The 13,338-nt window shown below is 58.1% G+C and carries 11 protein-coding genes; all 11 read right to left on the reverse strand.

All coding sequences use genetic code 11. The annotated features are described in order from the left end of the window. Positions 1–192: 192 nt before the first annotated feature. Positions 193–486: a hypothetical protein gene (locus L6963_RS02100; RefSeq protein WP_237206452.1), complete on the reverse strand. Its 294-nt coding sequence runs from the start codon at positions 484–486 to the stop codon at positions 193–195. Then, positions 486–1,451 (reverse strand): LysM peptidoglycan-binding domain-containing protein, encoded by a 966-nt coding sequence (locus L6963_RS02105; RefSeq protein ID WP_237206453.1) that lies wholly within the window; start codon positions 1,449–1,451, stop codon positions 486–488. The genes L6963_RS02100 and L6963_RS02105 overlap by 1 nt, the downstream gene beginning before the upstream one ends. 86 nt (positions 1,452–1,537) lie before the next feature. Beyond that, positions 1,538–1,843: a hypothetical protein gene (locus L6963_RS02110; RefSeq protein ID WP_237206454.1), complete on the reverse strand. Its 306-nt coding sequence runs from the start codon at positions 1,841–1,843 to the stop codon at positions 1,538–1,540. Between the two features lie 13 nt (positions 1,844–1,856). Continuing rightward, on the reverse strand, positions 1,857–2,264 hold the full coding sequence (locus tag L6963_RS02115) for a hypothetical protein (RefSeq protein ID WP_237206455.1): 408 nt from the start codon (positions 2,262–2,264) through the stop codon (positions 1,857–1,859). 244 nt (positions 2,265–2,508) lie between these two features. Continuing rightward, positions 2,509–3,747, reverse strand: a complete 1,239-nt coding sequence (locus L6963_RS02120; RefSeq protein ID WP_237206456.1) for a hypothetical protein — start codon at positions 3,745–3,747, stop codon at positions 2,509–2,511. A gap of 9 nt (positions 3,748–3,756) precedes the next feature. After that, entirely contained in the window at positions 3,757–5,745 is a 1,989-nt protein-coding gene (locus L6963_RS02125; protein ID WP_237209103.1) for a hypothetical protein, read from the reverse strand. Between the two features lie 18 nt (positions 5,746–5,763). Next, a complete protein-coding gene (locus tag L6963_RS02130; protein ID WP_237206458.1) occupies positions 5,764–7,911 on the reverse strand; it encodes an 8-oxoguanine DNA glycosylase, N-terminal domain-containing protein in 2,148 nt (715 codons plus the stop codon). 182 nt (positions 7,912–8,093) lie between these two features. Continuing rightward, positions 8,094–8,447: a hypothetical protein gene (locus L6963_RS02135; protein ID WP_237206459.1), complete on the reverse strand. Its 354-nt coding sequence runs from the start codon at positions 8,445–8,447 to the stop codon at positions 8,094–8,096. Positions 8,448–8,961: 514 nt separating this feature from the next. After that, positions 8,962–9,531, reverse strand: a complete 570-nt coding sequence (locus L6963_RS02140) for a hypothetical protein (RefSeq protein WP_237209101.1) — start codon at positions 9,529–9,531, stop codon at positions 8,962–8,964. Then, positions 9,524–10,087: a hypothetical protein gene (locus tag L6963_RS02145; RefSeq protein ID WP_237206461.1), complete on the reverse strand. Its 564-nt coding sequence runs from the start codon at positions 10,085–10,087 to the stop codon at positions 9,524–9,526. The genes L6963_RS02140 and L6963_RS02145 overlap by 8 nt, the downstream gene beginning before the upstream one ends. A 6-nt stretch (positions 10,088–10,093) precedes the next feature. Further along, complete coding sequence (locus tag L6963_RS02150; RefSeq protein ID WP_237206462.1) at positions 10,094–13,276, reverse strand: phage tail protein; 3,183 nt, start codon at positions 13,274–13,276, stop codon at positions 10,094–10,096. Positions 13,277–13,338: the final 62 nt, after the last annotated feature.

Below are 13,338 nucleotides of genomic sequence, written 5' to 3' on the forward strand. Positions count from 1 at the left end.
CAAGTGGGGGATATTTTTATTATCAAGTGAAAAAGCGGTAAGTCATCTAGTGGTCATCTACTGCTTTCAAAAATTCCTTCAACCAGCATGGCTTGAGCTGGAGCCCCCTGGTGTCGGGGTGGTGCGGTGGTTTCCCGCTTGCAGGCATAGAAAAAGCGCCCCCGGCCCAGCTAAGGGTCGGGGGCATTCTGTTTACTCTGGCGGGGTTTTGAGCAGGGCAAGCAGGCCCTGTGGGCCACCCAGGAAGACCCAGACCGCGGTTAAGACCGCCAGCCAGACCGGGTGGGTATAGCCTCCAGCGCTGTAGCCGACCTGGATAGCCCCAAGCACCACCGAGCCTAGCGCGTAGATCGCGTAGACCCAGCGGCGGGCCCTGGCGGTAATCAGCTCGGCCACCGCGTCACTAGCCTCAGCCACCGGGGCAGGGGTAGCAGCGTCCACACCGGGCAGCTCACCTACATCGCGGGAAAAAGTCGGGCCAGCCATCAGCGTTCCCCGGCCTTCCACAGCACCAGCACAGTACCCGGGGTGAGAGACTTCCCGGGATTGCGATCCTTGACCGCCTGCACACTGTAGCCGTAGTAAGTAGCAATCTTCTCCCAAGAGTCGCCAGCCTCTACAGTCCAGACCAGGGGGCCGGGGATAAAGATACGCTGACCCACGGCCAAGCGATTGGGGTCCTTGATGCTGTTGTAGTCGGCGAGCTTCTTGATATCGGCGGCGGTCGATGAGCCGAAGTAGTAGCGTGCAATCCTAGCCAGGGTATCCCCGGCGCGCACAGTCCAGTGCGGGGCGTTGAGGTTATTGCCCACGGCGGTCTGCTGGGCCGGGACGGGGGCAGCGTTCTGCGCGGCGGGGGCTACGTTGGTCTTGCCGCCGTAGAGCAGATCATTGATGGACTGGCGCAGGGTGTTCATATCGATGTACGCCGGGTCAATCTTGCCCTGGTCAGAATACTCCTTATGGCCAATCTGGATGAAGTCCTTGCCCTTGCCGTAGCCACGCTCTAGGGCAGCACCCAGGTGAGGCATGACGCGACGCTGAGCCGCGGTCCAGTCATCCCGGATGCCAGAGGATTCCATCTCAATGCCGATGAAATACGAATTGCCAACGTTGCGGTAGGCTCCGGAGACGCTACCGGTACCAGCGTGATTACACAGACCAGCTGCCACAACATATACGGTGCCATCTCGACCCAGACCCAGCTGAGAAAGCGGACCAGGCAGAAAAGAATGACCGTTGATAAGAATATTCAAGGTCGGGGCATTCGAGCGCACGAAGGCAGATTCTGGGGTAGCAGTATGATGCCAGACCACACCATCCACGCTCGCCATACCCTGCCCGGCATAACCGCGAGTCTTCCACCCAGCAGTTTCTACGATGCTGAGCTTGGAGCCATCCGGCGCGGTGTAGGAGCGGAGCTTGTCAGCCAGGTCAGTGATAAAAGGCATTGGCCTTTCCTTTCATTAAATGAGTAAGCCCCCGAACCTTGGTGGTGCGGGGGCACTGTTTTTGGGTAAAGAAAAGACCCCCAGAGTTAGGGGGTCTCAGGCTTCGGGGGTTCGAAGCAGGTCTGAATCACCGGGTGCGGGGGTGGGTCGATGCCATGCTCACGCATGATACGGCGCAGCTCAGCGGCGTACTCGACCATAGCCCGCCGGTTATGCGCCTCGCACTCTGCACGGTACTCAGCCTGCTGGGCCACACGCAGAGCGGCACGGTTTTCCTCCTTCTCAGCAGCGACCTTGCCAGAGCGCCAATCGAGAAAACTTTTCACCAGCATGGTCCCTGCACCACCGGCGCCGAAGAAGGCTAGGAGGAAGGGTAGGAAATCATTGGGCACATCCCTCACCTTCTTATTTGCCAGGGTCGGCGCGAGCCCACCGAATCGTGTAATAGCGCGCACCAAGGAAAAGCAGGATAGTCACAGAGCGCCAAAGGCTAACCCAGCGCACGCCCGGGTCTGGGTCAAAGAGAGTCCAGAAGAGCTGAACCGCAGAAGCCACCATCACAAAGAGGATGGCGGCCCTCTCGAACTGCCACAGCCCCCTCGGGGTAGATGCCACCCCTACCAGGCCACCAGCGACCAGCGACCCATTGACCAGCAGGCGAGTCCATGTCTGGACCTGCTCGTCGTGTGGGTGCGGGGGTACCATTAGCCCCTGCACACCCTGAATCAGGAAAACCGCGTAGATAGTCAGGAAGAAGGCGGTGACGACGCGGGGCTCAGAAAGCATGAGCCAAAGCCGATTAAAAGCAAGCATGTCGATTTCTCCTTCCTACGCCGGGGAGCCCGGTAGCGTCGCAGGCCAGGGGTCGGAAGTTGTAAAGCATAGGGCCCCATTACCATCAGTGGCAGTGGTTCCATTAATTTTCAGAGGCCTGGTGTACTTCCACCACCTTGAGGAAGCGAGCCTTGCGGCAAAGCCAGCTCTTGACTCACCGCGTCCTATATCATGCAGAAGCCCAGCTACAGGGTGCTGATTTCTAAAACCGAGGGCAAGCCACTCAGTCTCTACCACCGGGACGCCATCTATGGCGAGGGGGGGCCAGGCGCTTTAGCTGAATGGTAACCACCTGGCCGGTACGGTGCACCAGAATTGCACCGCCCGGCTGTGCGGTTTCGGTAGAAACCGCAGTCGCTGTTATATCTCGCCACCCAGTATCTGCGTAGGTGACCTGCCAGCCGCCTGGGGTTTTCACCCAGGCCCACGCCCCGGTGCCAGCGCCATCAGTAGAGGTGAAAGTAGCCCCCACCGGGGCGCTAGCCACAGCGGTCTGATTCTCAGGGGAAAGGGTCGAGGGTGTATCAGGGCGCCCCACGCCCACCAGCACCAGGGCGGAGGGGTTCCCCGGTTCACCCTTGGGGCCGGGAGGGCCAGCCACGCTATCGCCCTTCTGACCAGCCTCACCCTGCGGGACGCCAAGAGTGAGGGTGTAGTCAGGGGCTTCACCGCCGATATGGGCGGTAGCGGTAGACCCAGGTGGAAGGGTCTGCACCTGCTCTACACGTAGGGTCGGTGCAGGCGGGGATGTGCCGTCCTTTCCGGGGTCGCCCTTCGGAGCGGGAAGCCTAGTCACAGCCCCATCAGTAAGAGCTATGACCAGCTCGCCGTCCTCTAAGGTGATGGTGGAGATGCCCACGCCGTCCTGCCCGTCATCGCCATCTTGGCCGTCAGCCCCCACGGGTGCTGGCAGACGGGTCTCAGAGCCGTCAGTCAAGGCAAAGACCAGCTCGTCACCCTCCAGGGATATCCCAGCAACGCCAGTGCCCGGCACGCCTTGGGGCGCGGGGATGCGCGACTCGGAGCCATCAGTGAGGGTGAAGATTAGCTCGCCGCCCTCGGTGGTGATAGCGGCCAGGCCAACGCCGTCAGCGCCGGTCTCACCCCGGGTCACAAACTCCCCGGTCACGGGGTCAGGCACCGGGAGCACCTCAGCCAGATTCACCGGGTGCCCGGCCACCAGCTCGAAAATAAAAGGCTCCAGCCCCACAGCGCCGCCAGCGTGACGTAGGCGCGGGCAGGCCTGCCACGTCCAGGTGGTCGGCTGGGTGGACTCGTCAGGCACCTGTAAGGACGCAGTCACCCGGCCCTCGGTGTCCAGCTGTACTGTCACCGGCGCAGGCAGCGTCACCGCCTCTGCGTCCCGGGCAAAAGAAAAGGCCGGGGTAAACACCACCGACCCAGAAAGAGGGGAACCGTCAGGGGCGATAAAACGCCCTGTGACTTCCTCAAAAACAGCCATAAACAGCTCCTAATTCTGATACCAAGCACCATCAAAGTGCGTGTAAGAAACCGACTCGCCAGCGCCAAGCGTCAGCGAAGCGCCTCCACGATTTTTCAACCGCGCCCCCTGCTGCAACCGGGTATTAGCCGCCCGAGAAATCACCAGGATTCTCTGCCCATCCCAGCCGTGATTGAAGCCGGTCCAATTGGTGTCTGCCACCTCTGGCAGAGCCACAACTTCAGCGCCAAAAACCGAGTCCGACCCGCCACCAGCATGGGTCTGCACCACACGCCGAGAGGCAAGATTCACCCGATTTGACCCGATACCATCATTAGAGGCACCAGAGACCCAAGCCTTCGGGGCCACGGTAGAAACCACCGAGACACCAGAAATATCATTCTCGCTAGCGGCAACGCCCCATTCGAAGATTGCGTTCACCGGCTCACCCTCACCAGGGCGCAGGGTGCAATTCTTAATCCGATTGCCCTTACCCTCGATGGTGAAAAACCGCTGGTATGAGTTCATGGTGGAGATAGTGCAACCGTCAAAAGTATTGAAATTACCCAGCCGGAAGGGATGGTTCTGGCCCCGTGCGCGGGAGAAATCGCAGGCCGTAAAGACCGTGTCATCTCCGGCAAACCAGTTCTGGTCAGTCTGGGAATTGGCAAAGAAGTGGCAGGCTGAGAATTTCACAGAGGAGCGATACCCAAATTTTGTGAAGGATTCGGCCATCACCGGCAGAGACCGCACAAAGGGCTTAGGGGTGCCGCCTTGCTGGGTCACAGTCTGAGAAGCAGTAAATTTACAGCCCGTGAAAGAAACCTCCAGGGCGCCATCTAGCTGGATAGGTGAGAGAGAGGCTGTCTGATTCAGCGTCAAGTCGTGGTGCCCGTGCTCAAATTTACAATCAGAGAAATCAAGAAGCCGAGCCTGCGGGCCGACCTTGAGCATAAGAGGAGCCTGCTCAATACGCAAAGCATCGACATGCACGGCGTTGGTCGACCCAACCCCGGTGCCTACGAACTCTGCTGCATAGGAATTGTAGGGGGCTTCATCGTTGGGAGCCCCTGTCTTATTGGCAGTGCCGCAGTACATGATCTCCACATTGTGAAGCCGTGAGTCCCACATGTTTTCGGCGTAGAAACCACCTCGCCCGAAACCGGCAATACGGACATTCTCAAAGATAATCGCCGCTGCCATCTCCACGCGCACACCCTGGAAGGGGGCACGGTCGGGGTAGCCCCACTTGGCATTATGCAGCAGAGAAATATCTCTGATGGTCACGTTGCGGACGGAGCCTTCGCCATAGGCTTTGCGGCCGATAGGCACCGCCGCGCCGCCATAGAAGGTGCCGGTCAGCCGAATGGCGGTTCCGTACCCAGCTGTGCCCTGCACTGTCACATTCAGCTCGTTGATTTTCGCCGGTACTACGCCGGGAATATCAGCATCAAAGGGCATGGATTCAAATTCGTAGACCCCTGAGCCGAATTCGATGACGCCGCCACCTGCCTGGATTACCTTATTTCGCAAGTTAATCCAAAGCAGTGTATTGCGCCGTGCGCGGGCTGCGTCAGCGGCGGCGTTGCTGGAAGGGGTGGGTATCTTCTCAAAACCGTTTTTATCGGCCCGCCATACCCCATCGCCATCCTGAACAAAGTTCCGGGAAAGCGCAGCTGAGGTCTCTGTGGCCCGGTCATCGACCAGCACAGCAACGGTCTTGTCAGTGGCTACCGCTGCATCAGTGGCAGTGGCGGCCTCCACTTTAGCGGCAAGCCCCGCAATCGCCTCAGCGATAGAAGCCTCGCTAGAGGCCATCTGAGATGTAAGAGACGCCATTTTGCTGTCCAGGCGCGAAGCGGCCTCGGCAGCATATGCAGAGGCTTCTAAGGCCCCACCAGCCTTAGAGCGAATCAGGTGGTCGGTGACCCCGAAGGCTTCTGATAGATGCACGGGTATCACTGCATCCTCGCTGTGATCAGGCACGGGGATGCCCTGTGGGGTATAAAAAGTTCCCATATTATTCTGCTTTCTTTATCAAGGATTGATGATATGGGTATCGGTGTAATCTCCAGCTTTACCGAGCTGCCCAAGTGTCGCAAATCCCGCTGCCACATCTTCATAGGTGCGGTTCACCCGGGTGCTGAAAAGCACCCTTGGTGTGAAGGTGGTAGTGCCAGCTACTGGGTCATGGGAGACGGAGGTGACCAGGGCTTGGAAGCGGTGACCCCACCGCTTGGAGCAATCCATGTTGACGACAGCGCCCACCTCAATGCGCGGGTCAAAAACGGTGCCCACATCTGAGAAAACCGGGTGCTCTTTCCCGAAATAATCAGCAAGCAGCGCAGCCATGTAGGGGCCGCCCTCGCCCTGGAAAACACCCATGTCATGGGTAAGCTCAGGGCCAGCAGGCCCACCTGTTTCTACTCGGATAGGCGGGGCCTGGTAAATGCTTACCTTACCGCCGGCTCTAATTACTGGCATGGCCGAGGCGTCATCGTTTAGGCGCATCACCTCTTTGATTTCTTTAGGCATCTGGGGCTTAGAGTGAGAAAAGTAATCACGCTGGTAGCCGGTGGTCAGCTTGAAAGTGCGGGGTGTGATCTGGTCTACCTTGCAGAAGATACGGCCGCCGGGTATAGCATCCCGTGGAGTTTTCCCCGGCTCATCTTCCACCACATCAGTCTTAGCTACAGCAAAGACTGAGTATAGGCCCCACCAGCCGCGCCAGTTCCTACCCGACTCGGTATCCCCATTCTTCCAGGCATCGTAAATATCATTGAGATTCTTCACCGCTGTATCAATCTCAAAGAAATCGGTATCACCATCGAGGCTGATCCACTCGGTGATGGTATCGGAGGCCTCGAAGGTTTCTGACCCGCCCTCATGTACTACATGGATAGGGTCGCCAGTGGATTTGATGGAGATATCCACGGCTTTGCCCGTCACCGTGATTTTCGAGCATTGATGCAGAAGCTTTTTCTCCCAGGTGATTGAGGTGAAATAAGCCTCGGTGAGTGAGATCTCGGCTTTCTGCTCACGCAGGGCTTTGCCCGTGGCAAACTGCAAGGTGCCGCGCCCATCGACCCAAGAGCTGATACAAAAAGGCTCAGCGACAGCGGCTATGGCTGCCTTTCCCGAGATATGATCGCTTCCAGGCAGGTAGCCTACGGTGGGGATATCCCCGATGCGGTACTTAGCGCGGTTCTCCGTGCGGGAGCGCATGATAGCTTCCCAGGCGGTGGCGGTAGCCTGCTCCCCGTGCATAGCACCCATGACGAGGTCCCTCACCAGTCCGCGGCCCTGCTTAGCCAAGAAGACGGGGGAGCCCTCATAGGTCATTTTTGCCACGCTAGGGGAAGTGAGAGTGTTCGTCGAGTCGGTTCTGGTGAGGGTGGTCTTGTAGAAGGTTTTGTCGATGCGCACCCACAGGTTCTCTCCAACCTGGGCAGGGTAGAAAACCCCTACCAGGCGGTTGCCTTCGCCCAGTGGGGCTACTGTCAGTAGCTCTCCGGTTTTGGTTGAGATACGTACCTGCCCGTTATCGATAGCCAGCAACAGGCGTGAGCTGGTAGAGAAACGGACACCGGCGCGTAGCCAGGTCTCAGCCCTTGCCCCAATGATCTCCATATCAACCCACAGCCCGTTATGCGCGACCATCGGGGAATCTCCCTTATCCCACCCTGCTGCCCCTTCAGCTAGGCCAGCCTCCCCAGATTCTACCGAGGCGAAGTATGGCTGCTCGGTGGCTTCAGCATCTTTACCGGCGATAATCAGCCGAGCCCCACCAGAAAGATAATCCGACCAGAGTGACCCGTTCAGGTGGGTGTTGATAATGTACCCGCCGCGATGCTCGGGGTATTCTGCCCCGAAACCGCACTGTCGAGCTGTCTCTGCCAGCACAAAACCTACATACGAGCCAGGGCGGGGGGCATACCAGAGAGTATTAGCCCGCCGGGGCATACGAGAGGCCAGGGAATACCAGGCCACGGGAGAGGCCAGCTTATCCGAATCATCAATGATCTCAGAGACTAGTGGCTCGCCCATGCCTCCGGTGGTTGACTCGATGGTTCCTGTGAAAACCTTATATGTTTTCGCTTCACCATCAGCCACGACTTTGGCCCACACCTCAACGCGGTCACCAGGGGCAGGATAAGACTTCTCAAGGGGCGAAGGGTCAGGCATCAGCCCAGTTTCCCCATCATAGCCGTGTAATTCCGCTCCCCAGTGGATAGTGCCGGTTCGCATGGGAACCGAATCACCAGCGCTAAAACGCCCGGGCAAATCATTAGAGAGAGCAGCCTTCCAGGCCACTGGGTGGATGCCCATATTTTTGCCCCGCAAAGATACATGGGTGGTCACAAGAATCATGATCCGGCTCCTAGCTCTGTGATGGTGTATGCGTAGGCGGCGTACTGGGCGGCGCGGGTAGCCAGAAGGGTACGCTGGCTATTTTTAGCCACGAGCACCCGCCTGGCAGCCTGCCCAGGCGTATAAGGGGTGAGGGTGTCTGTGAATGTCAGGGCAGGCTTAGTGAGCGTGCCGGTGACCTCAATGCTGATATGGCGGGTATCTTCTGGCAGGCTCCCGGTGCCATGAGCACGGGAGAAGACTGTCTCTTCACCGGTGAGAGTCAGGCTAAGACTGCCGGTAATTTCTTGCCCCATATACCCGGTGATTGTGACAGTGGCGGCCCCTTGCACCCAGGCTGAGAAGGTCATAGTCTTGACCCCTTGCCTGGGAACCGCCACTTTCTCTGCCAGGACGGTGGGCACACGTGTGCCTAAGAAGCCTAGGATCCACCCGCCGGCATCTACCGGGGCAGGAGAGTACCCCGGAAGGGTGCTCAGGTCACACTCTTGAGGCGAGAGCGCATTACCGGTGGAAGCCCCTGCTGGCAGAAATTGCAAGCCCCCACGCTGATACCAGCGGTTTGATGTGGCGAACTGCTCCATCAAGGCCATATCAGCTGGAATCTCTGCTGAATTCTCAACCCCCCAGATACGGGGGGTTGTCAGCGCTCCGAAGATGGTAGCTGCCCTGGTCCCATCGGCAAAATGGTGGAGCGCGGCTTGGCTTTCTTGGGTGACCTCCTGGCTGGTGGGGCAGGAGACGTGAAAGAGGCCGTCCGCTGAGGTGCCGATGTACATCAAAAACCACGCCCTTTCCCGTATTGCTGGTTTGCTTGCTCCATGACTCCGTGGAATTCTCGGGTGCCGATTTTGAAAACCGGCCTCATGCACGCTTCCTTGGCGAGTAGACGACGTACTTCCCACCAGGCTGGGTTGGTTCCTGCACGTACCCGGTCAGGGGCAGCTCATAGAAGTAAGAGCGAGAAAGAGAAGCAAGCGAATCTCCCGGGGTAATCTTCACCCGCGAAAAATACACCCCCATCACTTTCTCGCGCCCAAAAAAGCAGATCAGCACAGACCGATAGGCGGGGCTGACTCTGCCCTCAGCGCGGTATGCGCCAAGGGCAGAGTCCCACTCGCCAGCACCGAAAGTGCGCTCGAATACCGCCTGGCTCATAGAGAGCTGGGAAATCTTCAGCGTGATGTACTGACGGAGTACGCAGAGGGTGTCCAGGTCATCGAATTTCTTCCAATCATCTTCACCCTCGCTCAAAGCAATCTCAATCAGATTCTCAGCTGAAGTGGATGAGAGAGCTTCCCAGCCTTGGGGGTAAGTATCGGCCTGCCCCACCTTGATTGAATCAATAGGCGGGGCAGGGGCATGTTTACCGGTGGAGACCAGCACAGGCCCATGACGGCCTGAAAAGAGCTTCATTAGGGAAGATTCATTCATCGGAGCCCTTCTGCTTGTAGAATTTCATGACCCTAGGCTCCGACCCCAATGGCCTTATCACATGCCCAACCACAGAAAACCCAGTGAAATAATCCTCATCATGCTCGCCGGTAAGGTTCCCCTGTAGCTTGACCCGACCGAAATACCAGCCAAACAGACCGCCGTCGTCGTCAACCATCATCACAGTGACAGATCTGCGAGCATTGACCACCTCAGAAGGGAGAACCCACCCGCCCAAATCTTGCAGGTCCTGCCCCTGCAGAATCTCATTGACAGTATTTTTTGAGCCCCACAAACCCCCGAAAGTGAACTTCAAGAAAAGCGGGCGAGAGCACAAGGTCTCGACCTCCCCATCAAAAAGCATAGGGTCAGTGACACCCTCAAGCTGCTCCATCGAAAACCGCTGCTTCTCCGAAGTAGACCCAAGCCAGCGCCACCCAGCAGGAGCGACATCGGGAGTTTTGACTGAAAAATTAGTCAGTGCCAAAGGCAGCGCGGACTCACCCTCTGATATGAAGATGAAACCGCGCCGAGGCAAGGTGAATTCGTCAAACATGGTTCACTACATCCTTCCGAATTTACGGTTGGTTTCTTGAATTGCTCCATAGAATTCACGGCCGCCGATATTGGTGATGATACTGACCTGCGCGAGCGCCTGAGCCAGCGCCATAGCCACTGCATCGATCGTTAGTGCGCCATTAGTTCCAGAATGGTTTGCCTCGTCAGAGCTGTTTAGTGACGGGGCAGGGGTGATTTCTGTAGCAGATAGAAGCGGCTCAGGGGTATTGACGGTGAAGTCAATACCACCCAGTGCGGTATCTGCGGCGCGGGCCATCTGATCACGACCAGCAGCCAAAGACGCTGAGAAATCCTTGACGATAGCCTGACCTGAGTAAGTGACATAGCCTCGGCCGGAGAAGGGACCCTTCTTAGCAGGGGAGAAGGGGAAGAAATCACGAATCTTGCTGACCGCGTCTTTCGCCGCGTTCACCGCGTTGCTTACACCGTTCTTGATGCCTTGGGTCAGGCCGTCCATGAGAGCGCGGCCTGAGTTCAGCAGCAGAGAACCGAAATTAGAGAACACCGAGGTAATCTTCCCCGGAATCTCACGCACGAAGCTCACCACTGCCTGCACGCCGTTCGAAACAGCCTGCTTCATGTTTTCCCATGCCTGCCGCATCAGGCTGACAGCAGCCGCCATGGCGGTGCTGATAAAAGCCTTTGCATTCTCCATGCCGCTAGAAATCGCTGAGACGATTCCAGCGAGCGCATTGGTAGCGAAGGAGAGGATTGAGCTCCAGGCGGTGGAGAAGAAATTGGTGATTGCGGTGAGGACGTTTGAGACGGTTGCTTGCGCTGATGCGAGCTGTGCTTGTATTCCGGCGACTAGGTTTGCTAGGGCGCTGGAGACAAATGAGGTGATTGCGTTCCATGCATTCGTGAAGAAGTTTTGGATTGCAGTCAAGGCGTTTGTCGCGGTGGTCTTGGCGTTCTCAAGGCCGGTGCTGATGAATTGGACGACGGCATCAAGTGCGCTGGAGACCGCGTTTTTGATGCTCTCCCATGCCTGGGTGGTCCAGGTGGTCACCGATTCCCAGATTGCCGAGATGTTGGTGACCAGGTTCCCCCAGGAGGTCTGTACCCAGGTCACGACGGCGTCGACGGCTGAGGTGACCGCTGACTTGATGTTCTCCCACGCCTGGGTGGTCCAGGCGACGATTGCGTCCCAGTTCGCGACGATAAGAGCGACTAAGGCTACTACCGCTGCGCCGATGATTACTGGCCAGGAGACGATTGCGCTGACGATCGTTCCGAGGATTCCTACTGCTGTAGTCACGACGGATACGACCGTTCCCCATGCTGCGGCTAGGCCACCGAGGGAAGTTACGAATCCTACTATCGCGCTTACGATAGGGGCTACGAAACTGATTATCTGTGCCAGTATTGCGATAAATCCTGCTACAGCAGCTACCACCGTGAGAATGACAGCGCTGAGACCAGGGAACTGTCCCATGAAATTCGCCACCCAGGTGACGGCCTGAGAAATGATGGGAATCAAGAAATTCAGTACAGCGGTCAGCCCGGTCCCCAGCGCCTCAATCACTGGTCCCAGCGCGGTAAAGAGCTGGGAGAAAGCCGGGGCAAGACCCGTGACGATTTGAGCCACGATAGGCGCGAGGGTCGCCACCAAAGTCCCAAATGTGCCGGCGAGCGCGCCAATGACAGGGCCAAGGGCTGCGAAGGCTGGCTGTAGGGCTTGTGAGGCGGTGAGGATGCCATCGAATAGCTGTTGGACGCCGGCGGCTAGGGCGGGGTTTGCCAGACCCTGGGCGATGCCGGTGACTAGGTTATTGATGGCGTTGCCTGCGATTGCCAGTGCGCTGGAGATTGTGGGCGCTAGGACCTCGAAGGCTGAGCCGAGGGCCTGGATTGCGGGGAGTAGGGCTGAGGTGCCTGCGTAGGCGCCCTCAAATACTGTGGTTAGTGCGCCTTGGAAGGCAGGGCCGCTGACTACCTGGTTGATGGTGTCTAGAGCTGCTGCAAGTCCTGCGATGCCTCCGCCACCTGCGGCGGCTGCGGCGTTTGAGATAGCGCCGAAGATGCCGATGATGTCTGCGAAGGCTGAGCCCAGGAGCTTGATGTTGGTGATTGCCCCATCAATCCAGGTGAAGATATCACCGGACGCGACGGCCGCTGTGATCCATTCGTTGAAGCGGTTGGCTATCTCCACGAATGCGGAGGCCATAGCGGGGAGGTACTGCCCGCCTACTGAGCCTAGCTTGATGATGGCATCGGCAAGGGGTCGGGCCCCCTCTGCAGCGATTTTGATGGATTCGATGAGAGGTGCAAAAAGTGCCTGCATGCCGCCGACTGCGGTTAGGCCGGTGGACAGACCCGAGAAGAATTCTCCCCAGAAGGTGCCCATAACCGTAGTGGTCTCGATGTATCCATCGATGAGAGGTTGTAGACCGTTAGCCATGAGTTCGGCTAGGCCAGCTGTGGCATTAGACCAGAAGCCTTCACCAGCGATGCGCCGGGTTTCGCGGAATACGTTGCCGAGGTCCCAGCCTGCGCCCATGACATCGGCCATGGCCAGGTGGATGTTCTGCAGACCGTCGAAGGCAGCAGCTAGGCCGATACCGAAACCCGCGAATATACCGGGGAGAGCTAGCGCTGCTGGGGCCATAGCCGCCAGAGACGCGCCCAGGGTGGTGATGCTGCCTACTGCTGAGAGCGCGACGGCCGATAGGCCAGCGATTGCAGTAGATGCAGTAGCAGCCTTAGCCGAGATACCGTCGAAGTTAGTGAAAAGGCTCCCCAGGCCGCTGCCCATCTTGCCGAGGATGTTACCGCCGGCAAGAGAGGCTAGCGTTGCGCGAGCAGCAGCAATCCCCTTGAGGTTGACGACGACATCAGCGACGCGGGTGCGGGCTAGGGCTGCGAGGGAAGCGGCGGCCTTGCCTGTGTCTGCATTAGCGTTGACGGTTGCTTCTAGGTTCTCTTTGAGAGAGTCTAGGCGCTCCTTGGCTAGGACCGTGTTGGCCTCCACATTGAGGTCGATGACCTCGTGCAGGCTTTTGAGGGTCGCTCGGATTTTGGCGAGTGAGGCTCGATCTAGCTCTGCGTAGACCTTGACGGTGCCCTTGGTGTTTTCTTTGACGCGCTCTACGGTTTTTCGGACTTCTTCGCGGAATTTGGAAGTATCGGGGAAAACTCGGATGGAGAGCTTGCCAATGGTGGCCATGGGCTTTCACCGCCTAAACGCTATGAGATTGTGAGTATGTGGGGCAGGCCCAGCCCCGGGGG

The sequence above is a fragment of the Rothia nasimurium genome, from assembly GCF_928392795.1.
GTDB lineage: Bacteria > Actinomycetota > Actinomycetes > Actinomycetales > Micrococcaceae > Rothia > Rothia nasimurium_F.